This window comes from Pseudomonas sp. KCJK9111 (assembly GCF_046231935.1).
GTDB classification, from domain to species: domain Bacteria; phylum Pseudomonadota; class Gammaproteobacteria; order Pseudomonadales; family Pseudomonadaceae; genus Aquipseudomonas; species Aquipseudomonas parafulva_B.
This window is the reverse complement of sequence record NZ_JBJJMO010000070.1, coordinates 1-22,475: the sequence shown is the minus strand read 5'-3', so window position 1 is coordinate 22,475 and position 22,475 is coordinate 1. Positions and strand designations below refer to the sequence as shown.

Genomic DNA, 22,475 nt, shown 5'->3' with positions numbered 1-22,475 from the left:
CGTAGTTGGTGGTGACCTGTTGCTGGCGCTGTTCCACGATCAGGTAGGTGCGCACGTTGAGGTCAGCACGCGTGCCAGGGGGCGCTGGGCGTAGGCCCCGCTGATCGAGCTGGTCGCTGACCGCCTGGCGGATGCGCTGCTCGGTCAGGTCGCTCTTGATGCGTGGATCATCAGGACGGTATTGCAAGCCGGGCTCCTGCCAGGCCCAGTTGCGGTAGGCGGCAAAATCACGACTCGCGTCGTAGTCCTGCTGCACGTTATGGCTTGAGCAGGCAGCCAGCAAGGCCGCAAACGACACGAGTAACAGGCGGCGCAACATGATGAATCTCCGTTAGGCGTTAACTGGGAGGATAGCCGCTGAGGGCCTTGCGCACGGCGTCGCGCACGGCATTTTCACGGTCCCGCGGTGAAGCCTGGTCGTTGCCGCTTTCGGCACTTGCGCTCCAGACGGCCTGGCCGCTGCGGCTGTCGTACAGGTCGATGCGCACTACCATGACCTCAACCTGATAGGTGCGTACGACCGGAACACTGGTGTAACCCCCATAACCGTTACGGTAACCGCCATAGCCCACGTTGCCGTAGGGTCCATAGTACGGGTCGTAGCTGTTATAGTCGCGCACTTGGCGCAGGCGTTTTTCCAGGCGGATATCGGCGCCGACGAGCAGGTCACCTACACCGCTGCGGGCGGGGCGCAAGCCCTGCTGATCGAGCGCTGCGGCCACTGCATCGGCCAGCTGTGCAGGGTCGGCATTGGCCGAACCGCTGGGCAGACGCCCGTCACGCCAGCTCCAGCTGCGGTAGCGGCCGTAGTCCCTTGCAGGTGCGGGATAAGCGCTTGCGTCGAACGTGGTCGCTGCCTGAGGCGGGGCCGGTGGCAGTGGACGGCTGCTGGCGACGTAGGGATTGGTCCCCTGGCACCCGGCCAGAACCAAAGGCAGCAGGGCCAGTGGCAACAGACGGTACGGCATGCTTGCTCCTCACGGCAGGTCAACGTGGGCGACAGACCCAATGCAGGTAACGGCCCAGGCCGGCGAAACTCGGATGGCGGCGGTGAGCGAGCTCCATTTCCAGCACGTCCAGCAGCTCGGCGCGGTCCTGGAATTCCTTGGGCATGTAGTCATGGAAAACACGTATGCCGCTTTCACTTTCGACCTGCCACATAGGTTCAAGTTGCGCCCTGAGCGCCCGCGGATCAAGTGGTTTCTGCGGGGTAAGGCTCTGCTTTTCACCTTCAAGGCGATTACTGCGAAGCTTGCGGAAATGTCCCTTGAGCAGGTTGCGGTAGACCAAGGCATCGCGGTTATAGAACGCCAGCGACAGCCAACCCCCGGGGGCCGTGAGTTGATGCAAAACGGGCAGGATACTTTCCGGCTCAGCCAGCCATTCGAGTACCGCGTGGCACACGACCACGTCGTAGGGCTCGGTCAGCTCACCCAGCAGCGCTTGCCAGGGCGCCTGGATGAACGTTGCCGCCTGGCCGGCCTCGGCAAAGCGGGCCCGTGCCCCTTCGAGCATGGGCTCGGCGGGTTCGGCCAGCGTAAGCTGGTGGCCGCGTTGGGCCAACCATAGCGCCATGTGCCCCAGGCCCGCACCGATGTCGAGGATGCGCAATGGGCGATCCGGCAAGGCTTCGGCCAAGTCGGCCTGCAAGACTGCCAGCCGGATCGCCCCCTTTGCGCCACCGTAGATTTTCTCTGCAAAACGGGTAGCCAGTTCATCGAAATGACGGTCGTTCATCGTGCGAAGCGCCTTTCGCTGTCAGCCAGCTTGGCGCGGACCACCTGGTCCATGTCCAGCCCCAGTTCACTGCACAACAGCAACAGGTAGAGCACGACATCGCCCACTTCCTGCCCGGCGTGGGCCAACTGTTCGGGTGGCAGGCGACGTGACTCGTCCTCGCTGAGCCACTGGAAGATTTCAACCAGCTCGGCCATTTCGACGCTGGCGGCCATGGCCAGGTTCTTTGGGCTGTGGAAACGTTGCCAGTCATTGGTATCGCGGATTTGATGCAGGCGTTGAGTCAGTTCTTGCAGGTTCATCGGGTTCTCCTCATGGCGCATAGCTTCCGCGCAGGGCCATTGCAAAGCAAGCTTCCCTGCACGGGGCGCAGCATGCGCCAGTCAGCCCTGCAAGCGGGCCCAGCGGCCGAGCATGTGTATCACGTCCGTCTGGCCGTCCAGGCGCAGCTCACCCACAGGGCCGACCTGGCTGGCGCTGAGCACCACCTCCGAGGGCAAACGCACGGGTTTTTTAAAATCTACCTCGAACCGGTAGCCACTGTGAGGCAAGTGCCCGTGCAGCGCGGCCATGGCCTTGTTCCACATGCCGTGGGCGATGGCGGTGGGGAAACCGAACAGCTTAGCGCTGGGTGTGCTGAGGTGAATGGGGTTGTAGTCGCCGCAGACCTTGGCATAACGGCGGCCGATATCACTGTCGGCATACCAGCGCGTGACTTCAGGCAAGTGGCTGGCCTGACCCTCGTCCGCCTCTGCCAGGTTGCCGTCGAGTTTCAACCCGCGCACGAGCATGCGGCTGGTTTCCCGCCATAGCACGCCAATACCGTCTGCCGCCTCGGTGATCAGGTCGAAGGTTCCGCCTTTGGGGTGGGGCTGCAGGTTGTCGGCATGAACCGCCATGCGCAGCGACTCGATGCCCCCAAGCGGGCGGATGACATCGATGCGGTTGTGCAGATGGACCAGGCCCAGCAGCGGAAAGGGGAACTGCTCGGCGGTCATCAACTGCACCTGCAGGTTGAACGCCATGATGTGCGGGTACGTGGCAGGCAGCCGGCCATCGTCGACGAAACGGCACAATTGCCGGTAGGCATGCAGTTGCTCAGGCTGAACCGCCAGGGTGCAGCGCAGCCCGTGCGTGGGCAGTTGATCACCGCTGATGCGGCGTTTGCCCGCTGCGCGCAGGTACAGGCTGGCGCGGCTGGCGGGTTGATGCAGGTCGTGCCATTGTCGTTGCATGCTCAAGCCCCCATCAGTGCCTGGCCGCACACCCGCAGCACCTGGCCGTTAACGGCGCCAGAGCCAGGTTGGCTAAGCCAGGCGATGGCTTCGGCCACGTCCTGGGGCTTGCCGCCCTGGCCGAGCGAACTCAGACGTCGCCCCGCTTCGCGCAAGCCCATGGGCATGGCGCCCGTCATATGGGTTTCAATGAAACCAGGCGCTACTGCGTTGATGCTGATGCCTTGTTCGGCAAGCGTCGGTGCCCAGGCCTGGGCCAAGCCAATCAGCCCAGCCTTGCTGGCAGCGTAGTTGGATTGCCCCCGGTTGCCGGCGATACCACTGACCGAAGCCAACAGGGTGATGCGGGCGTCCTCGTGCAACGCGCCGTTATCGAGCAGGGCCTGGGTCAGCAGCTGAGGAGCCTTGAGGTTCACCGCCAGTACGGCGTCCCAATATTCGGGGGTCATGTTCGCCAGGGTCTTGTCACGGGTGATGCCTGCGTTATGCACCAGGATGTCGAGGCCATCGGGCAATGCCGCCAGCAACTGCTCGGCAGCGTCACCGGCGCAGATGTCCAGGACCAGCGCCTTGCCACCCAGGCGCGCAGCGAGCGCCTGCAATTGCTCGCTGGCCGGGGGCACATCGAGCAGCAGCACATCGGCACCGTCGCGGGCCAGGGTTTCCGCAATGGCGGCGCCGATGCCGCGGGCAGCCCCAGTGATCAGCGCGCGCTTGCCGCTGAGCGGCCGTGTCCAGTCCTCGACCTGAGCCTGGCAGGGCTGTAGGCGCAGCACCTGGCCCGACACGAAGGCGCTCTTGGGCGACAGGAAGAAGCGCAACGCGCCTTCGAGTTGAGATTCGGCGCCGTCACCCACGTACAGCAACTGGGCAGTAGCGCCGTTGCGCAGTTCCTTGGCCAGCGAACGGCTGAACCCTTCCAGGGCACGCTGGGCGACACTGGCCATCGGGTCGGCGACGGCCTCAGGCGGGCGACCCAAGACCACGATATGGGCGCAAGGCGCCAGGTTGCGCAGTAGCGGCTGGAAGAATTCGCGCAACTGCGTGAGCGCATCGCTGTCGGACAAGTGACTGGCATCGAACACCAACGCCTTGATCCTGGGGCCCAACCCAGCGACCCAGGGTTCGCACTGCAGGCCTTGGCCGTTGAAGCCGTAAACCGCGTCGGTCAACCGCGCTGCGAATGTTTCGACCTGGCGTGCCAAGGGGCCGCCGCCAAGGACCAACGGCCCGTCCACTGGCCGCATGCGGCCCGCTTCCCAGCGCTCCAGGGTGGCTGGACGAGGCAGGCCAAGGCTGTCGACAAGTTTGCGGCCGAGGCTGGAGTTGGCAAAACCAAGGTAGCGATCGCTCATGGTGGGTCCTCCGAAAGCAAGTCTGACAGTGTGGACCAGGATTGTGGCCAGGTCGTTCGAATGCGGCAAAAACACCTAGGCTCTACGGATCAAATTGTTTCAGGAGGAACATGCGCATGCGCTCACTTCGCCGGGTCGCTATTTTGGGCGGCAACCGAATTCCATTCGCCCGTTCCAATGGTGCGTACGCCACAGCCAGCAACCAGGACATGCTGACTGCCGCACTCGAGGGGCTCATCGAACGTTACCGCCTGCACGGCCTGCGCCTTGGCGAGGTGGTGGCAGGCGCGGTACTCAAGCATGCCCGGGACATGAACCTGACGCGAGAGTGCGTGCTGGGTTCGCGCCTGTCGGCCTCGACCCCCGCCTATGACATTCAGCAGGCCTGCGGCACCGGGCTGGAAGCGGCATTGCTGGTGGCCAACAAGATTGCCCTTGGGCAGATCGACTGCGGCATTGCGGGCGGCGTCGACACTACGTCCGACGCACCCATCGCCGTGAGCGAAGGCCTGCGCCGGATGATGTTGCAAGCCAACCGGGGCAAGGCGCTGGGTGACCGCCTCAAGCCTTTCCTGGGCTTGCGGCCTCACCACCTCAAGCCTTCGCTGCCGCGCAACGGCGAGCCACGCACCGGGTTGTCGATGGGCGAGCACTGCGAACGCATGGCCAAAACCTGGTGCATTGGCCGGGCTGAGCAGGACGAATTGGCGCTGCGTAGCCATCAATGCCTGGCACGTGCCTACCAGGAAGGTTGGCAAGACGATTTGATGACCCCTTTTCGGTCGCTGACCCGGGACAACAACCTGCGTCCCGGCCTGACGCTGGAGCAATTGGCCAAGCTCAAACCGGCCTTCGACCGCAGCGATGAGGGCACCTTGACGGCAGGCAATTCCACACCATTGACCGATGGCGCCTCGCTGGTGTTGCTGGGAACCCAGGAGTGGGCAGACCAACATGGCCTGCCGGTGCTCGCCTATCTGGTCGATGGCGAAACAGCCGCGGTGGATTTCGTCGATGGCCGCGAGGGCCTGCTGATGGCGCCAGTGTATGCGGTGCCGCGCTTGCTGGCCCGCAACAACCTGACGTTGCAGGATTTTGATTACTACGAGATCCATGAGGCATTCGCAGCCCAGGTGCTGTGCACCCTCAAGGCCTGGGAGGATGCCCAGTACTGCCGGGAGCGCCTTGGGCTGGATGCGCCGCTGGGGGCGATCGACCGTTCTCGGCTGAACGTGAAGGGCAGCTCACTTGGGGCAGGGCATCCATTTGCCGCCACCGGTGGACGCATCCTGGCCAACTTGGCCAAGCTGCTGTCCACGGCGCCTCAAGGACGCGGCCTGATCTCGATCTGCGCCGCAGGCGGGCAGGGCGTTACGGTCATCGTCGAGCGGTGAGCGTCGGTGTTCATCCGGCTGGGTGACCGAAGGTGCACATCGAGCCGGATAACGCCCAGGGCATTTAGGCTGGTAGGCTTGGCCGATCATCATGATAAGAAATCGCCATGCCTGCCATCGGACATCCTCGTCCCATTCCAACGCTCGATTGCCTGCCTCGACCGCTCTATGCGCGCGCCGAGCGACTGGTGGCCGGCTCGTGGACGACGTCGCATCAACATGACTGGGTGCAGTTTTCCTATGCCATCAGTGGCGTACTGGGGGTGTATACCCAGGAAGGCAGCTACTTCGCCCCGCCGCAATGGGGCGTGTGGATACCGGCGCAGGCCGAGCATGCCGTGTCCAGTTCGATGCAGGCTGAAATGCGCAGCCTCTACATACGGCCCGATGCCTGCCCGTGGGCCGCGGAGCGTTGTCGTGTACTGGAAGTGACCCCCTTGGCCCGTGAGCTGATCAAGCAGTTCTGCCTGTACCCTGCACATTACCCCGAAGGCGATAGCGCGCAGGCGCGCCTGGTCGCCGTGCTGCTTGACCAATTGCAGGCGTTGCCGGAAGTGGCGTTTTCGTTGCCGTTGCCACAACACCCAGGCTTGCTTGCCCTGTGCAATGGCCTGATCGCTGCCCCGGATCAGCCGCAGACCTTGCAACAATGGGCGTGCGAACTGGGGTGTTCGGAAAAGACCCTGATGCGGTTGTTCCAGCGCGAGACTGGGTTGAGCTTTCGCAACTGGCGCCAGCGCATGCGCTTGCTGTCGTCCTTGACCGCGCTCGAGGCGGGGCACACGGTCACTGACGCGGCGCTGGGCTGCGGGTACGACTCGACCTCCGCCTACATCGCCGCCTTCAAGCAGCTGTTCGGTGCCACGCCGGGCGAGTTGAAACTCTAGCGGCTTACCGGGTGCGGCGCTGCGCGAGCCCGTGAACGTGCAGGCCCGATGCTCGCGAAGCTCTTGCCGTCAGGTACGGAACCTGCGCACCAGTGAGTCCAGCTCGTTGGACAGGCCGGCGAGGCTTTCGGAGTCCTGGCGGGCGGCCTGGGCCAGTTCCGCCACCAGCTGGGCATCGCCGTGGATCTGGCTGATGTGCCGGTTGATGTCCTCGGCTACCTGGTGCTGCTCTTCGGCTGCCGTGGCGATCTGCGTGTTCATGTCACGGATCACGTCCACCGACTCGCGTATTTGCCCGAAGCTGTCGCGGGCCATGCCGATACGGCTCACCGATTGCTGCGAAACTTCGAGGCTGGCGTGCATTTGCGCCGCCACCTCGGCCGTGCGCCCGGCCAGGTTGCCCAGCAGGCCGTCGATTTCGGCCGTGGAGTCGGCGGTTCGCTTGGCCAGGGCACGTACTTCGTCGGCCACCACCGCGAACCCGCGCCCTTGCTCACCGGCACGGGCAGCTTCGATGGCGGCGTTGAGCGCCAGCAGGTTGGTCTGCTCGGCAATGGAGCGAATGGTGCCCAGGATCGACTGGATGGCGTTGCTGTCGCGCTCAAGCTGCTGGATCGACTGCGCCGACTGCTCGATCTCGTGGCTCAGGCGGTCGACGCTGCTCACGGCGGCATCGATCTGCTGCTGGCCTTCGCGCGCCTGCTGCTGGCCGCTGTCGGCCGACTGCGCCGCTTGGCTGCAGGAGCGCGCGACCTCGTTGGCAGTGGCGACCATTTCATGGAAGGCGGTGGACACCATGTCAACGGCCTCACGCTGGCGCCCGGCGGCCTCAGCCATGTCGCTGGACACGCGTGTCGAGCTGGTGGAGGTGTTGAGGATGTTGCCGGCTGCGGCGCTGATGTGCTGGATCAGGCTGCGAATGGCCCCCAGGAACTGGTTGAACCAGCTCGCCAGCTGGGCAGTTTCGTCACGGCCGCGGATTTCCAGGTTGCGAGTCAGGTCACCTTCGCCCTGGGCGATGTCCTCAAGCCCATTGGTGACGCTGTTGATCGGGCGCACGATCAGTTTGGCGAACGTGGCACCCACCACGGCGAACACGGCAGCCAGTACCAGCGCGACGATCCCGATCAGCCAGGTCAGGCGGGTGGTGGTCTGCATCACCTCGCGCTGCTCGATCAGCCCGATCAACGTCCAGCCCAACTGTTCGTCCGGGTAGATATTGGCCATGTAGCGAACACCGTCCAGCTCGACCTCAGCCAGGCCCTTGCCGTGCTTGGCAAGCTCGGCGTAGCCGTCGCCGAAGCTCGCCAGTTGTTTGAAGTTGTGCGCAGTGTCCCGCGGGTCTACCAGGACATTGCCGTTGTTTTCGACCAGCAGCAGGTACCCGCTTTCGCCCAGCTTGATCTGCTTGACGATTTCGGTGAGGCCTTTGATGGAAACGTCGACGTTGACCACGCCGCCAGGGTTACCCAGCTGGTTGGCCACGGCACGTACGGTGCTGACCAGCACGGCATCGTCGGCGGCCCAGTAGTAGGCACCGGTGCGCAGGGTCTTGCCGGGGTTGGCCATGGCCAGCTGGTACCAAGGGCGCGTACGCGGGTCGTAGTTGACGAACTTCTGCCCTGCCGGCCAGCCGACGTAGCCCCCGTCGGCGACCCCGTAGGAGAGGTAGGCATAGGCAGGATGGGCATTGGCCAGACTGGTCATGAACACCAGAATCTTGCTCGATTGCTCGCCCAGCTCGGAAGAAGGCGTGGCGCTCATGTACTTGGTCAGTTCGTTGCCAGTGGCCGCCACTAAGGGTTGCGAGGCCATGTACTCCACATTCTGGCTGATGCCTTGGAAGAAGATGTTCATCGCGTTGCTGACCTGACGGATTTCTCGGCTGCTGCTGTCGAGGAAGCCGTCCCTGGCCTCGCCGCGTAGGTTCAGTACCACCAAGGTGGCCACCAGCACGATGGGCAGGGCGGCGATGATCGCAAAGGCCCAGGTCAGTTTCTGTTTGATGCTCATCGGCGCTCCCGAATTATTGTTGTCGACACATGAGGCAGGTACCTAATGCATCGGCAGCAACCGAATTTTATGTAGGAAAACGCCCGTAAATATTGGGCGAAGTCGCTATTGATGCCTATTCGGTCGCGTTTGGACGGGTATGCCCTATGAGCTTGGTTGCGGGGCTGCCGGGAATGCTCAGCGGCAGCAGCGCCCCGGCGCTTCGTTGGCCAGTTCCTTGAGAATCGGACAGTCCGGGCGGTCATCGCCGTGGCAACTGGAAACCAGCTCGACCAGGGTGTCGCGCAGGCCAACCAGTTCCTCGATGCGCCTGTTCAACGCATCGATATGCTGGCTGGCCAGTGCCTTGACATCGGCACTGGCTCGCTGCCGATCCTGCCACAAGGTGAGCAGCTTGCCGACTTCCTCGAGGGAAAACCCCAGGTCTCGCGAGCGTTTGATGAAGGCCAGAGCATGCAGGTCCGCAGGCTGATAGATCCGATAGCCGCTGTCGCTGCGCAGGGCAGGCTTGAGCAGGCCGATGGATTCGTAATAGCGGATCATCTTGGTGCTGAGCCCGGTACGGGCTGCCGCTTGGCCGATGTTCATGGTGCCTCCTGATCCAGGGCGGGCTTCCAGGCCTTGAGCAACAGCGCATTGCTGACCACGCTGACGCTGGAGAGCGCCATGGCCGCGCCGGCCATGACCGGGTTGAGGTAACCGAAGGCAGCCAGCGGGATGCCGACGAGGTTGTAGATGAACGCCCAGAACAGGTTCTGGCGAATCTTTGCGTAGGTTCTACGGCTGATTTCAAGGGCTGCCGGCACCAGCCGCGGATCACCGCGCATCAGGGTGATGCCGGCGGCCTGCATGGCCACATCCGTGCCACCGCCCATGGCGATGCCGATGTCTGCAGCCGCCAACGCCGGTGCGTCGTTGACGCCGTCGCCGACCATGGCAACGGCACCGCCCTGCTTGAGGGCTTCCACGGTGGCGGCTTTGTCCGCTGGCAGCACCTCGGCGTAGACATCGGTAATGCCGAGGGCGGCCGCCACGGCCATGGCGCTGCCCCGGTTGTCGCCAGTGAGCAAGTAGCTGCTGATGTGCTGATTGCGCAGGGTCTGGACCGCCTGATCGGCCCCGGGCTTGAGGCTGTCACCGAACGCGATCAGGCCAAGCACGCTGGGTGAGGCCCCGCTCTGGACGAGCCAGGACAAGGTGCGCCCCTGTGCTTCCCAGGCGTCAGCCGATGCGGCCAGTTCACCGGGCGCCAGGCCAAGGTCTTGCAGCAGGCGGCGATTGCCCAGTGCCAAGTCACGCCCATCGACACGTCCGGCAATGCCGCGACCGGTCAGGGACTGGCTGTCGGTCACCTCGGGCACACGCAGGCCACGGTCGGCGCAGGCGTCCATCACGGCTTTGGCCAGCGGGTGTTCACTGCCGCGCTGAAGCGCGCCGGCCAATCGGTAAAGGTTGTCCGTATCGCCGTCCAGCGCTTGGCTATGCACCACTGTCGGGCTGCCGGAGGTGAGCGTACCTGTTTTATCGAATACGACGCGGTTGACGGCCTGCGCGCGTTCGAGTGCTTCTGCATCTTTGATGAGGATGCCGTGGCGTGCGGCAACGCCTGTGCCCGCCATGATCGCGGCCGGCGTTGCCAGCCCTAGCGCGCATGGGCAGGCGATGACCAGAACGGCCACTGCATTGATCACGGCGGTTTCAAACGGCGCACCGGCCAGCCACCATCCCAACAAGGTCATCGCGGCGAGTATCAGTACCGCCGGCACGAAGACCTGGCTGACTCGGTCGACCAGTTTCTGAATGGGGGCCTTGGCAGCCTGGGCGTCTTCGACCAGGCGGATGATGCGAGCCAGGACGGTTTCGGTGCCAAGCGCCTGCGTGCGGACCAGCAACCGGCCCTCGCCGTTTATAGCACCCCCGGTGACGCTGTCCCCGGGTTGCTTGGTGACTGGCAGGCTTTCGCCGCTGATCAGGGCTTCATCGGCATGGCTGTGGCCGTCTTCGACGATGCCGTCGACCGGAAAACGCTCACCTGGCTTGACCATGACCAGGTCACCCACGCGCAGGTGGGCGATGGCGACCTCCTGCTCCACGCCATCGATGATCCTTAACGCACGCTCGGGACGCAGCGCTTCCAGGGCGCGTATGGCACTGGCGGTCTGGCGCTTGGCACGGCTTTCCAGGTACTTGCCCAGCATGACCAGGGCGATGACCACTGCACTGGCTTCAAAGTAGAGGTGGGGTGTGCTACCCGATGGCGCGTTGGCCCATTGATAAAGACTCAAGCCGTAACCGGCACTGGTACCGAGGGCAACCAGCAGATCCATGTTGCCGCTGCGCGCACGCACGGCTTTCCAGGCCGCGACATAGAAGCGGGCGCCCAGGATGAACTGCACCGGCGTTGCCAGCAGAAACTGCGCCCAGGCCGGCAGCATCCAGTGCAGGCCCAACGGTTGTACCAGCATGGGCAACACCAGGGGAAAAGCCAGCAGCAGCGCCGCGGCGACTGCAAGGCGTTCCCGGCGCAAGCGGCGTTGGGTCGTCGCCTGTTCACTATCGGATGCGTGCGGCAGGCTGGCCTGGTAACCGGCTTGCCCTATCGCATCGATCAGCGCCGCATCCTGCACGCCATCGAGGACGTCCAGGTGGGCACGTTCGTTGGCCAGATTGACGCTGACCTTGAGAACCCCCTGCACCTTGGCCAGCGCACGCTCGACCCGGCCGACGCAGCTGGCGCAGGTCATGCCGGCGATCTGCAATTCCACGGTATGGCTGGGCACCGCGTAACCGGCTGCGTGTACAGCGTTGACCAGTGCATCCAGGCTATCGGCCGGCGCCTGCACACGGGCCTGCTCGTTGGCAAGGTTGACGGTGACGTGTTCTGCGCCGGTGACCTTGCGCAAGGCACGTTCCACTCGGCCAGCGCAGCTGGCGCAGGTCATGCCGGAGACGGGCAGGTGATAAGTGACGGGCGTGGACATGATTTCCTCCTTGGGCACGCTGCCAGCATCAACCTTGCCATGCGGGGAAGGTCAATAGTCCAACGGCGTTCGCTTGAGCTCCATCCCATACTGGCCCATCGCGATGCGGTACTTGTTGATCTGCCCGGCTTGCAGGTTCAACCTGGTGCTACGTTGATCTTCAAGACCCGGGGCGCAACCGGGTGTCTGCCCAGGCAGCAGGCGCAGGCGCACATCGACAGGGCCCGCAGGCAGGTTGAACGACGTGGACTGTTCCTGGAACAGTCGCCCCGACAGTTGATCGTTCAGGTAGACACCGATCTCGCAACTGGTGGCCACTTCAAGCCGTTCGCGGGAAATGATCAGCACGCTGTAGGCCGAGTTGTCTTCGGCGATGGCCGGCGGCACCGCCGCGAGCGCACCCAGCAGCCCGATGAAGCCCATTGCTGTCCTGAACATGAACACTCTCCTGCTTGCCTGTTTCAAAGTCGCAGCTTGGCCGAGGTGGACGCGAATTGCCACCTCCAGACACGCACGCTTGACCTTGCCCCCATGGCAAGCTTGAAACTCGCTGAAAACCCAGAGGAGGTATTCCCATGCACGTATTCTCGGTAGAAGGCATGACCTGTGGCCATTGCGTGAAGGCGGTTACCCAAGCCGTCCAAGCCCTAGATGGCGCTGCCAAGGTCGATGTCGACTTGGCAAAGAAGCAGGTCCGCGTCGACAGCAGTGCCAACCCGGCGCAGATACGGGCGGCCATCCAGGAAGAGGGTTACCAGGCCGAGATTGTATAAGCGCTCGAGCCAGGTAACGCGATTGTTGGATTGTTTTGCGCAGGACGGGGTCCACAGCAGGTAGAATGTGCAACTTTGTTAGCTTGCTATGGATTCCCGATGAACCTGCGAATGGTCCTTATCCTGGGCGCACTCAGTGCGTTCGGGCCTTTGGCGATCGACTTCTATCTGCCTGCCTTTCCGGCGATAGCCCAGGCGTTCGCCACTGATGAAAAACACGTCCAGACTACCCTGGCCGCCTACTTTCTAGGGCTGTCCATCGGGCAGTTGCTCTATGGCCCAGTGGCTGACCGTTTCGGTCGGCGCAAGCCATTGCTGTTCGGCATGGCGCTTTTTACCCTGGCATCGCTGGCCTGCGCCTATGCGCCCAACCTGGACACCCTGATCCTGGCGCGCTTTGTCCAGGCACTGGGTGGCTGCGCGGGTATGGTGCTGTCGCGGGCGATTGTCAGCGACAAGTGCGACCCGGTGGCTTCGGCCAAAGTATTCTCCCAGCTGGTGCTGGTCATGGGTTTGGCGCCGATCCTTGCGCCCATGCTGGGCGGCGTGTTGGTCAACCATGTTGGGTGGCAGTTCATATTCCTGTCCCTGAGCCTGTTCAGTGCCGGCTGCCTGCTCGCCGTTAGCCTCGGGCTGCCTGAAAGCATGCCTGATCATATTCCCCGGCAGCCATTGTCAGGCGCTTTGCGTCAGTACCTGCGCCTGCTCGCCGACCGCGTGTTCCTGGGGCACGCCTTGACGGGCGGTATCGCCATTGCCGGTATGTTCGCCTACATCGCAGGCTCGCCGTTCGTGTTCATCAAGTTGTACGGGGTACCTGCCGAGCATTACGGCTGGTTCTTCGGTGCCAATGCTGCGGGGTTCATCCTGATGGCTCAGGTGAACGCCCGCCTGCTGGCCAAACGCGGGCCGGCCTGGCTGCTGACCCGGGCGGTATGGGTATACCTGGCAGCAGGGCTGACTTTAATGAGCATGGCGGCGATCAGGCCTGCAGCGCTCTGGCCGCTATTGGTACCACTGTTCGTATGCATCGCGAGCCTGGGTTTCATTCTGCCCAATGCCTCTGCTTGCGCCATGAGCGGGCAGGGCGCTCGGGCGGGTAGCGCTTCTGCCTTGATGGGCTGCGTGCAGTTCAGTGTTGCCGCAGGGGCCGCGGCGTTGGTCGGTGTACTGCACGATGGTAGCGCGGTGCCCATGGCGCTGGTGATGAGCCTGTGCGGGGCGCTGGTGGTCACGGTTGCGCTGTTGACGCGGCGCCTGCAATCCAGGCGCTCGGTGTGAGGCATGAAGAACCTTCGATAATATCTGCGCTATTTGGTGAAGACGGCTGTGGGCATCTTCCGAATTCGCAATAAGCGATATGCCTTGACTCATCCCATGCTGAGCCATTTTTTCTGTCAAACCGCCGAGATACAGGCTGTTTTGCGAACATGCCGCTGAAGAAGCCTCCTGCAAAGGGTAGCCCTACCCAGTGGCTTTTTTGCGACAACCAGGCCTGGCAGTGGCGCCAGGGTGGCTCCAGGTGCGGCTTATACTGACGAGCCAGGCCAGCGCGAGCGAGGGCGTTCGTGGGCCAGGGTCGGCCATCGCATCTACACAGTGAATTTGCAGGGAGTCACAGGGACATGAACGCAGCCAGCAGCATCAGCCAGATCGCCAGCCTGATGGCCGACCCCAAGCGCAGTGCCATGCTATGGGCCTTGATCGATGGCACACCCCGCCTGGCCAATGAGTTGGCCATCATGACCGGGCTAAGCGCCTCATCGGCTTGTGCACACCTTTCGCTGCTTTCTTCAGCGGGTCTGCTTCGGCATGAGGCCCGGGGGCGAAAACGTTATTTCCGCCTGGCAACGCCTCAGGTGGGCGCCGCTGTGGAGGCCCTTGCCAGCGTGCAGCTCGAACAGGCAAGAAACCGTCATGCCCACACGCCGCGCCCTACATTGCCCATGTCCGTGCGACGCGCCAGACGATGCGGCGATCACCTGGGCGGTGAGCTTGCGGCCGAACTCTACCACCGCCTGGTAGTGGCCGGATGGCTGGATGGTTGTGGGCGGCAGTTGGTGGTCAGCGATGAGGGGCGGGCGCAACTGGCTAGCCTCGGCGTATACATCGATGCGTTGGCACCGCATCAGCCCCGAGCATGCACGATGTGCCGCTGCACCGAGTGGCATGACATGGAGCCGCACCTGGGGGGCGTTCTGGGCCAGGCGCTGTTCCGCCTGTTCCTGCAATCGGGATGGATACGCGAGGCCGAGGATACCCGGGCGCTGCACATATCACCGCTGGGTATCCAGCAGATCAATCGCATCGCCCGGGTCGAGACGCTGCAGGTGGGCTGAGTGCGTCAGACCAGGCGCGCATCCAGGCTGTTCTGGGCCAGCCGGCGAGCCTGGTCTTGGGTCATTCCCAGGTGAGTGTGCAGGGCATGGAAGTTTTCCGTCACGTAGCCCCCGAAATAGGCTGGGTCGTCTGAGTTGACGGTGACTTTTACGCCTTTTTCCAACATGTCGAGAATGTTGTGTTGGCTCATGTGGTCGAACACGCACAGCTTGGTGTTGGACAATGGGCACACGGTCAAGGGAATCTGCTCGTCGATGATGCGCTGCATCAGTCGCTCGTCTTCGATGGCGCGCACGCCGTGGTCGATACGTTTGATCTGGAGCAGGTCCAGCGCTTGCCAGATGTACTCGGGCGGGCCTTCCTCGCCGGCATGCGCAACGGCCACGAAGCCTTCGCTGCGTGCCCTGTCGAACACACGTTGGAACTTGCTGGGTGGGTGGCCCATTTCGGAACTGTCCAGCCCAACGGCAATGAACGCATCACGAAACGGCAAGGCCTGGTCCAACGTTTTTTGGGCTTCGTCTTCGCTCAGGTGGCGAAGGAAGCTCAGGATCAGGCCGCTGCTGATACCCAACTGGTCACGGCCATCCTTGAGTGCCTGGTTGATGCCATTGAGCACCACTTCAAAAGGAATGCCGCGGTCGGTGTGTGTCTGTGGATCGAAGAAGGGCTCGGTGTGAATCACATTCTGCGCTTTGCAACGCTGCAGGTACGCCCATGTGAGGTCGTAGAAGTCCTGTTCGGTGCGCAGAACGTCGGCGCCCTGGTAGTACAGGTCGAGAAACTCCTGCAGGTTGTTGAAGGCGTACGCACCGCGCAACGTCTCGACATCAGCCCAGGGCAGGGCAATCTTGTTGCGCTCGGCCAGGGCGAACAGCAGCTCGGGTTCCAGGGAGCCTTCAAGGTGCAGGTGCAGTTCGGCCTTGGGCAGGGCGTTCAACCAGTCATACATATAAGGTGATCTCAATCAGGTACGGTTGCCGCCATTCTACAGGGCCAGGCCTGGCCGTGCGCCCCAATGGCGGCAACCTGCCCAATCACCAGACCAAGGGTTCGCCCTTGTAGTTGATGAAGCGAAGGCCCGCTGTGCCACTTTGGGCCTTGATCTGCTCAAGCATGCCACGGGTGCTGGTCAGCACGTCGATCTCCGCGTTTTCTCCGCCCATGTCGGTTTTCACCCATCCTGGATGCATGGCCAATACGCACAGGTCATGGCGCGGCTGGGCCACCACAAAACTGTTGATCATGGAGTTCAGGGCAGCCTTGCTGGCCTTGTACAAGCAGATCTCCCCGCCATCAGGCACTGCGACACTTCCCAGAATGGAACTCATGAAGGCGAGTACACCGGTCTGCTCACGTACATGTTCAACCAGACGGCGTGCGACACGAATCGGTGCAACGACATTGGTCATGAACAGGTCACCAATTTCTTGGTGCGTAACGGTTTCCACATCCTGTGGAAGAGGACCCATGACGCCTGCGTTGATAAATACCAAATCGAATAGCTGACCGGTCAGGCGCTCAGCCAGGGTGTCGAGTTGGGCTGAGTCATTCATCTCCAGCTGTTCGATACGCACGCCTGGAACATCAGCCAGAGCGCCTGGTTTTTGCGGATTGCGTACTGTGGCAGTGACCTTCCACCCGTCTTCGTACAGGCGGTTGACCAGGCCCAATCCCAGGCCGCGTGAGGCCCCGATGATCAGAGCGGTTTTTGAATCGGCCATGAGCATGCTCCATAGGGTTGTTAGAGCCTGTGAGCATAATTCATAGGACGCCTGGATGTGCCCGGCCATTTGTGACGCTGCACTGCGGCGCCTTGCTGCTTGAAAAATGAGCAACCCTCGGCACGGCCATGTGCCACAGGTGCCCTGTCGTTTCACTCACGGTTTATCCACAGGCTGCTCCACAATTAATGTGTGCAAACCGCAGCTATCTGGTCGCATGGTCGCCTGCGCATGGGGATAACTTAGGCTGGCTTAACTGAAGCTACCGATTTCATAACCTTGGTCAAAATTTGATCAAATCTATGGAGGGGGCATGCTCATTGGGCTCTAGGCGTATGCCCCAAGCTTATCCACAGCCAGGCCCACAGTTGCTGTGGGCAACACTCAGCAACTTGCCAGCAGGATTCGGCCGCGGCTCAGGTCTGCCAATTGTTGTTGCAGTAGTTGCCTGTGGACATCTTCAAAGGCAATCTTCAGGTCTACACCGTTGGCGGTGAAGTGCTCTTCGAGCACCAGACCCTGGACGTCGGCGATCCGCAGTTTCACCAGCGCCAACTCGCTGAATGCACAACTGCAAGTGAACTCGCTGCGCTGTACCAGCAGGCGCTTGGGGGCCTGTTGCAGGCATTTGTTGGCGCCGCCGCCGTATGCCCTGGCCAATCCGCCGGTACCAAGCTGAATGCCACCGTACCAGCGGATGACCAGCACCACCACCTGATCGCAGTCCTGTGCTTCGATGGCTGACAGAATCGGGCGGCCGGCCGTGCCGCCGGGTTCGCCGTCGTCGCTGCTGCGGTATTGGGGTCCGATTTTCCATGCCCAGCAATTGTGGGTGGCGTCGGGGTCGCTATGAAGCTCGATGAAACTCATGGCATCGCTGGCACTGGCGATGGGCCCGGCCAGGGTAATGAAGCGGCTTTTGCGAATGTCCTCGCGGTATTCGCAGAGGTCGAGCAGGGTAGAAGGCATAAATGTCGGTCAGGCAACTGGCGCGATGCCGCATCCTTTGAGAATGATGTGGATAAGGTTGGTGCTGGCATCTTCCATATCTTGCTTGGTCAACCGGCTGCGACCGGTCACCTGGCAGATCTGCGTGGCGAAATCGGCGTAGTGCTGGGTACTGCCCCACAGCAGGAAGATCAGGTGGACCGGGTCGACAGGGTCCATCTTGCCGGCATCCATCCAGGCTTGGAACACTGCCGCCCGGCCCCGGAACCACTCGCGGTAGTCAGCGCTGAAGTACTCGGTCAGGCAGGAGCCGCCGCTGATCACTTCCATGGCGAAGATTCGCGACGCCTGCGGGTTGCGCCTGGAGAACTCCATCTTCGTGCGAATGTACCGGCTAAGCGCCTCGCCCGGGTCGTCCTCGACGCTCAAGGCGTTGAAGGTGCTGTCCCATAGCTCGATGATGTTGCTGAGTACGGCAATGTAAAGACCCAGCTTGTTGGTGAAGTAATAATGCAGGTTGGCTTTGGGCAGCCCCGCCTTGAGGGCGATAGTGTTCATGCTGGTGCCCTTGAAGCCATGACGGGCGAACTCGTCTTCGGCGGCCTTGATGATGGCCTGTTCATTTTTCTGTCGGATACGGCCTGCGGGTTTGCCGGAGGCGGATAGGCGGTGCGCAGGGACTTCTAATGTCATGAACGATTCCGTGCAGGAGGATGGCTGCGTCTGTAGGACAAGATTACCTTCCCACGGCAAAGTAACAAGCACTGGCGGCAGAGAGTGGCATCAACGTGTCGCAGCCAGACTTTCCAGAAAACTCTCAAGCACCAGGTTGGGCCGTCTGCCTTTTCGCGTCACCCAGCTCAAGCTCAGGTCATAGAAGCGTTGCTGGGGCTTGAGCGCTCGTAGTCGTCCTTGCTGGACCCAGAGCGCAGCGTAGTGATCAGGCAGGTAACCCATGTAGCGCCCTGTCAGGATCAGGAACGCCATGCCTTCGCGATCCGACGCGCTGGCCGTGCAGTTGAGCACCTGGTAGTGCGCCTGGATTTCGGCAGGCAAGCGGAAGGTCGGGGCAATGGCCTCCTGGCGATTGAGGCGCTCATCGTCGAGCAGATCGTCATCGGCGTAGAACAGCGGATGACCGACGGCGCAGTACAGCAGCGAGCGTTCGCTATACAGCGGTTGATATTCCAGCCCCGACAACGGGCTGGTCTGGGGGACGACGCCCACATGCAGGCTGCCATCGAGAACACCGTGCTCCACCTGGCTGGGTGCGATCATGCGGATCTGGATACGCACGTCCGGACCCCGGTCCTTGAGTTCAGCCAGCGCATGCGTAATGCGCATGTGAGGCAAGGTGACGAGGTTGTCGGTCAGGCCTATGTTCAACTCGCCGCGCAAATGCTGGTGCAGGCCGTTGACTTCGGTGCGGAAGGTTTCCAGCGCGCTGAGCAGTTGCAGCGCCGAGTGATAGACCTCTCGGCCTTCCTCGGTCAGCGAGAACCCTGCACGCCCGCGCTGGCACAAGCGCAAACCCAGACGCTGTTCAAGATCGTTCATCTGCTGACTGATAGCCGATCGCCCAATACCCAGCACGTTTTCTGCGGCGGAAAACCCGCCACATTCCACCACGCTGCGGTAGATTTTCAGCAGGCGAATATCGAAGTCGCTGACTTGTGCAAGCGGATCGGGGCGTCGGCTCATCAGTTTAGTCGTGGCCTGTGTAAAGGTTAGAAATGCAGGCTTTTTCAGACTTTATCGCCGTGCCAAGTTAGCTGCAACAACATCCATCGTTGCCTAATCGTCTTCCGAGGAACCGCCGATGAACATGCTCCAAACCGCGCCTGCCGGTATCGCCAGCCAGCTCAAGCTGGATGCGCACTGGATGCCCTATACCGCCAACCGCAATTTCCAGCGCGATCCTCGGCTGATCGTGGCGGCCGATGGCAATCATCTGGTGGACGACAAGGGGCGCAGGATCTTCGATGCCCTGTCAGGGTTGTGGACATGTGGCGCGGGCCATACCCGCAAGGAAATCACCGAGGCGGTGTCGCGCCAGATCGGCACCCTGGACTACTCGCCGGGGTTTCAGTTCGGGCACCCGCTGTCCTTCCAGCTGGCTGAAAAGATTGCCGAACTGACGCCGGGTGACCTGAATCATGTGTTCTATACCAACTCAGGCTCCGAATGTGCCGATACGGCCCTGAAGATGGTGCGCGCCTACTGGCGCCTGAAAGGCCAGGCCACCAAGACCAAGATCATTGGCCGCGCCCGTGGCTACCACGGGGTTAACATCGCCGGCACCAGCCTGGGCGGGGTCAACGGCAACCGCAAAATGTTCGGGCAGTTGCTGGACGTCGATCATCTGCCGCACACCGTATTGCCGGTCAACGCGTTCACCAAGGGCCTGCCGGAGGAAGGCGGCATTGCGCTGGCTGACGAGATGCTCAAGCTGATCGAGCTGCACGATGCATCCAATATTGCAGCGGTGATCGTCGAGCCGCTGGCAGGTTCGGCCGGCGTGCTGCCGCCGCCCAAGGGTTACCTCAAGCGTCTACGTGAAATCTGCACCCAGCACAATATCCTGCTGATCTTCGACGAAGTGATCACCGGCTTCGGCCGCATGGGCGCGATGACCGGCGCCGAGGCCTTTGGCGTTACGCCTGACCTGATGTGCATCGCCAAGCAGGTGACCAACGGGGCGATCCCCATGGGGGCGGTGGTTGCCAGCAGCGAGATCTACCACACGTTCATGAACCAGCCGACGCCGGACTATGCCGTGGAATTCCCCCATGGCTATACCTACTCTGCACACCCGGTCGCCTGTGCGGCAGGGCTTGCTGCGCTGGATCTGCTGCAGAAGGAAAACCTCGTGCAGTCCGCTGCAGACCTGGCGCCGCATTTCGAGAAGCTGCTGCACGGCGTCAAAGGTACCAAGAACATCGTCGATATCCGCAACTATGGCCTGGCAGGCGCCATCCAGATCGCCGCCCGGGACGGAGATGCCATCGTGCGCCCTTATGAAGCGGCGATGAAGCTGTGGAAAGCGGGCTTCTATGTGCGATTCGGCGGCGACACCTTGCAGTTCGGCCCAACCTTCAACACCAAACCTGAAGAGCTGGACCGTCTGTTCGATGCCGTGGGCGAGACGCTGAACCTGATCGACTGATTTCCTGCGTTCAAGGCAGGCGCCTGTCGGACACACGCCTGCCACGCCTTTTTCTATCTGGAGTGTTACATGAGCATTGTTCAGCACCTGATCAACGGTGACCTGGTTACCAAGGGCGAGCGCACCGCCGATGTGTTCAACCCCTCCACTGGCCAGGCCATTCGCAAGGTCGAACTGGCCAGTCGTGCGACCGTGCAGCAAGCCATCGATGCTGCCAAGGTCGCGTTCCCGGCCTGGCGCAATACCCCGCCGGCCAAGCGCGCCCAAGTCATGTTCCGTTTCAAGCAACTGCTCGAGCAGAACGAAGCGCGAATCGCACAAATGATTAGCGAGGAGCATGGCAAGACCCTGGAAGACGCCGCCGGGGAGTTGAAGCGTGGTATCGAGAACGTCGAGTTCGCCTGCGCTGCACCTGAATTGCTCAAGGGCGAGTACAGCCGAAACGTGGGCCCCAACATCGACGCCTGGTCCGACTTTCAACCGCTGGGGGTAGTAGCGGGGATCACGCCATTCAACTTCCCGGCGATGGTGCCGCTGTGGATGTATCCACTGGCCATCGCGTGCGGCAACGCATTCATCCTCAAGCCGTCGGAGCGTGACCCCAGCTCGACACTGTTCATCGCCCAGCTGTTGCTGGAAGCGGGCTTGCCCAAGGGCATCCTCAATGTGGTGCACGGTGACAAGGAAGCGGTGGACGCCCTGATCGAGGCGCCGGAGGTCAAGGCGTTGAGCTTCGTGGGTTCTACGCCAATTGCCGAGTACATCTACGCTGAGGGCACCAAGCGTGGCAAGCGCGTCCAGGCACTGGGCGGCGCGAAGAACCATGCAGTGCTGATGCCCGATGCCGATCTGGACAATGCCGTCAGTGCACTGATGGGGGCTGCCTATGGTTCGTGCGGTGAGCGCTGCATGGCCATTTCGGTCGCGGTGTGCGTGGGTGACCAGGTGGCCGATGCGCTCATTGCCAAGCTTGAGCCGCAAATTAAGGCACTGAAGATCGGTGCGGGCACATCGTGCGGCCTGGACATGGGGCCGCTGGTCACGGCGGCGGCTCGCGACAAGGTGGTTGGCTACATCGATGAAGGCGTAGCGGCGGGCGCCAGGCTCGTGGTGGACGGGCGCGGCTTGAGCGTGTCGGGTAATGAAGAGGGCTATTTCGTCGGCGGCACCTTGTTCGACAAGGTTACCCCGCAAATGCGCATCTACAAGGAAGAGATCTTCGGGCCGGTGTTGTGTGTAGTACGGGTCGACAGCCTCGAGCAGGCCATGCAACTGATCAATGATCACGAGTACGGCAACGGTACCTGCATCTTTACCCGTGACGGTGAAGCGGCGCGGTTGTTCTGCGATGAAATCGAGGTAGGCATGGTAGGGGTTAACGTTCCGCTGCCGGTCCCTGTGGCCTATCACAGCTTCGGCGGTTGGAAGCGTTCGCTGTTTGGTGATCTGCATGCCTACGGGCCAGACGGCGTGAGGTTCTACACGCGGCGCAAGGCCATTACTCAACGCTGGCCGCAGCGGGCCAGCCATGAAGCATCGCAGTTCGCATTCCCTAGTTTGTAAGCGTGCTGTTGGGAAGCAAGGAGGCCATGGGGCCTCCTTCTTCTATATAACGTAGTGCTTCATCCATCAGTGGCGCCTTCCCAGCCCACGGCCAGAATATTTCAAATACATGAAATTAATGGTTGACGCGGTTTCGAATCCCCTTATAATGCGCCCCACTTCCAGCGACATCGGAACGCGAAACTCCTTGAGATTCAATGAGTTAGCTAGTTCGGGTGATGCTATAAGGGCTACGATCGAACAGATCGACAGCGGTTGAGAAGAAGGTTGACAGCGTGTTGAAACGCTGTAGAATTCGCCTCCCGCTACGAGAGATCGAAGCGAGTCAAGTGTTTGAAGTTGAACGAGTTTCTCGAAAT

The 22,475-nt window shown here is 62.0% G+C and carries 23 protein-coding genes and 1 pseudogene; 7 read left to right on the top strand and 17 right to left on the bottom strand.

All coding sequences use genetic code 11. The annotated features are described in order from the left end of the window. The 6 genes from ACK59L_RS18720 to ACK59L_RS18695 form a co-directional block, all read right to left on the bottom strand. A partial coding sequence (locus tag ACK59L_RS18720) for a DUF4136 domain-containing protein (RefSeq protein ID WP_409275304.1) occupies window positions 1-319 on the bottom strand: 319 nt, incomplete at its 3' end. A gap of 19 nt (window positions 320-338) precedes the next feature. Beyond that, window positions 339-968: a DUF4136 domain-containing protein gene (locus ACK59L_RS18715; protein WP_409275302.1), complete on the bottom strand. Its 630-nt coding sequence runs from the start codon at window positions 966-968 to the stop codon at window positions 339-341. Between the two features lie 19 nt (window positions 969-987). Then, window positions 988-1,737 (bottom strand): methyltransferase domain-containing protein, encoded by a 750-nt coding sequence (locus tag ACK59L_RS18710; protein ID WP_409275300.1) that lies wholly within the window; start codon window positions 1,735-1,737, stop codon window positions 988-990. Further along, window positions 1,734-2,039 carry a MazG-like family protein gene (locus ACK59L_RS18705; protein ID WP_023535180.1) on the bottom strand — a complete coding sequence of 102 codons (306 nt, stop codon included), beginning with the start codon at window positions 2,037-2,039 and terminating at the stop codon, window positions 1,734-1,736. The genes ACK59L_RS18710 and ACK59L_RS18705 overlap by 4 nt, the downstream gene beginning before the upstream one ends. Before the next feature lie 81 nt (window positions 2,040-2,120). Further along, window positions 2,121-2,972, bottom strand: coding sequence for a MaoC family dehydratase (locus ACK59L_RS18700; protein ID WP_409275298.1), 852 nt, complete (start codon window positions 2,970-2,972; stop codon window positions 2,121-2,123). 2 nt (window positions 2,973-2,974) lie between these two features. Continuing rightward, window positions 2,975-4,327 carry a 3-oxoacyl-ACP reductase gene (locus tag ACK59L_RS18695; protein WP_409275296.1) on the bottom strand — a complete coding sequence of 451 codons (1,353 nt, stop codon included), beginning with the start codon at window positions 4,325-4,327 and terminating at the stop codon, window positions 2,975-2,977. Window positions 4,328-4,443: 116 nt separating this feature from the next. Here ACK59L_RS18695 and ACK59L_RS18690 point away from each other — a divergent pair, with 116 nt between their 5' ends. Further along, entirely contained in the window at window positions 4,444-5,721 is a 1,278-nt protein-coding gene (locus ACK59L_RS18690; RefSeq protein WP_409275294.1) for an acetyl-CoA C-acetyltransferase, read from the top strand. Between the two features lie 107 nt (window positions 5,722-5,828). Next, a complete protein-coding gene (locus ACK59L_RS18685) occupies window positions 5,829-6,608 on the top strand; it encodes a helix-turn-helix transcriptional regulator (protein WP_196135460.1) in 780 nt (259 codons plus the stop codon). Between the two features lie 69 nt (window positions 6,609-6,677). On the opposite strand, the gene ACK59L_RS18680 is transcribed toward ACK59L_RS18685, so the two are convergent. The 5 genes and pseudogenes from ACK59L_RS18680 to ACK59L_RS18660 form a co-directional block, all read right to left on the bottom strand. Further along, window positions 6,678-7,406, bottom strand: a complete 729-nt coding sequence (locus ACK59L_RS18680) for a methyl-accepting chemotaxis protein (RefSeq protein WP_392475787.1) — start codon at window positions 7,404-7,406, stop codon at window positions 6,678-6,680. A 129-nt stretch (window positions 7,407-7,535) separates the two neighbouring features. Further along, window positions 7,536-8,423: pseudogene (locus tag ACK59L_RS18675) on the bottom strand (sensor histidine kinase); the annotation flags it as partial. 375 nt (window positions 8,424-8,798) lie between these two features. Beyond that, window positions 8,799-9,209 carry a Cu(I)-responsive transcriptional regulator gene (cueR, locus tag ACK59L_RS18670; protein ID WP_144965512.1) on the bottom strand — a complete coding sequence of 137 codons (411 nt, stop codon included), beginning with the start codon at window positions 9,207-9,209 and terminating at the stop codon, window positions 8,799-8,801. Further along, window positions 9,206-11,602 (bottom strand): heavy metal translocating P-type ATPase, encoded by a 2,397-nt coding sequence (locus ACK59L_RS18665; protein ID WP_409275291.1) that lies wholly within the window; start codon window positions 11,600-11,602, stop codon window positions 9,206-9,208. Before ACK59L_RS18665 ends, cueR begins: the two co-directional genes overlap by 4 nt. 51 nt (window positions 11,603-11,653) lie before the next feature. Next, window positions 11,654-12,040, bottom strand: a complete 387-nt coding sequence (locus ACK59L_RS18660) for a hypothetical protein (RefSeq protein ID WP_058638394.1) — start codon at window positions 12,038-12,040, stop codon at window positions 11,654-11,656. Window positions 12,041-12,177: 137 nt separating this feature from the next. Between ACK59L_RS18660 and ACK59L_RS18655 the strand changes: the two genes are divergently transcribed. From ACK59L_RS18655 to ACK59L_RS18645, 3 genes are all read left to right on the top strand, one after another. Then, entirely contained in the window at window positions 12,178-12,375 is a 198-nt protein-coding gene (locus ACK59L_RS18655) for a heavy-metal-associated domain-containing protein (RefSeq protein ID WP_409275289.1), read from the top strand. Window positions 12,376-12,474: 99 nt separating this feature from the next. Beyond that, entirely contained in the window at window positions 12,475-13,656 is a 1,182-nt protein-coding gene (locus ACK59L_RS18650; protein ID WP_409275287.1) for a multidrug effflux MFS transporter, read from the top strand. Between the two features lie 344 nt (window positions 13,657-14,000). After that, window positions 14,001-14,714, top strand: a complete 714-nt coding sequence (locus ACK59L_RS18645; RefSeq protein ID WP_058605269.1) for a helix-turn-helix transcriptional regulator — start codon at window positions 14,001-14,003, stop codon at window positions 14,712-14,714. 5 nt (window positions 14,715-14,719) lie between these two features. Here the strand turns inward: ACK59L_RS18645 and ACK59L_RS18640 are convergent, their stop codons facing one another. The 5 genes from ACK59L_RS18640 to ACK59L_RS18620 form a co-directional block, all read right to left on the bottom strand. Next, on the bottom strand, window positions 14,720-15,667 hold the full coding sequence (locus ACK59L_RS18640) for an adenosine deaminase (protein ID WP_058605268.1): 948 nt from the start codon (window positions 15,665-15,667) through the stop codon (window positions 14,720-14,722). A gap of 85 nt (window positions 15,668-15,752) precedes the next feature. Then, the gene (locus ACK59L_RS18635) at window positions 15,753-16,439 is read right to left on the bottom strand and encodes an SDR family oxidoreductase (RefSeq protein WP_409275285.1); all 687 of its coding nucleotides are present in this window, start codon (window positions 16,437-16,439) and stop codon (window positions 15,753-15,755) included. Window positions 16,440-16,823: 384 nt separating this feature from the next. Next, window positions 16,824-17,408 (bottom strand): IMPACT family protein, encoded by a 585-nt coding sequence (locus ACK59L_RS18630; RefSeq protein ID WP_409275283.1) that lies wholly within the window; start codon window positions 17,406-17,408, stop codon window positions 16,824-16,826. 9 nt (window positions 17,409-17,417) lie between these two features. Continuing rightward, the gene (locus tag ACK59L_RS18625) at window positions 17,418-18,080 is read right to left on the bottom strand and encodes a TetR/AcrR family transcriptional regulator (protein WP_023535181.1); all 663 of its coding nucleotides are present in this window, start codon (window positions 18,078-18,080) and stop codon (window positions 17,418-17,420) included. Between the two features lie 90 nt (window positions 18,081-18,170). Then, a complete protein-coding gene (locus ACK59L_RS18620) occupies window positions 18,171-19,091 on the bottom strand; it encodes a LysR family transcriptional regulator (protein WP_178091277.1) in 921 nt (306 codons plus the stop codon). Between the two features lie 115 nt (window positions 19,092-19,206). Here ACK59L_RS18620 and ACK59L_RS18615 point away from each other — a divergent pair, with 115 nt between their 5' ends. Continuing rightward, on the top strand, window positions 19,207-20,553 hold the full coding sequence (locus ACK59L_RS18615; protein WP_409275281.1) for an aspartate aminotransferase family protein: 1,347 nt from the start codon (window positions 19,207-19,209) through the stop codon (window positions 20,551-20,553). A 69-nt stretch (window positions 20,554-20,622) separates the two neighbouring features. After that, window positions 20,623-22,116, top strand: a complete 1,494-nt coding sequence (locus ACK59L_RS18610; protein ID WP_145256338.1) for a CoA-acylating methylmalonate-semialdehyde dehydrogenase — start codon at window positions 20,623-20,625, stop codon at window positions 22,114-22,116. Window positions 22,117-22,182: 66 nt separating this feature from the next. Here the strand turns inward: ACK59L_RS18610 and ACK59L_RS18605 are convergent. Further along, window positions 22,183-22,475: hypothetical protein (locus tag ACK59L_RS18605; protein ID WP_409275278.1), on the bottom strand; the 293-nt coding region annotated here is incomplete at its 5' end.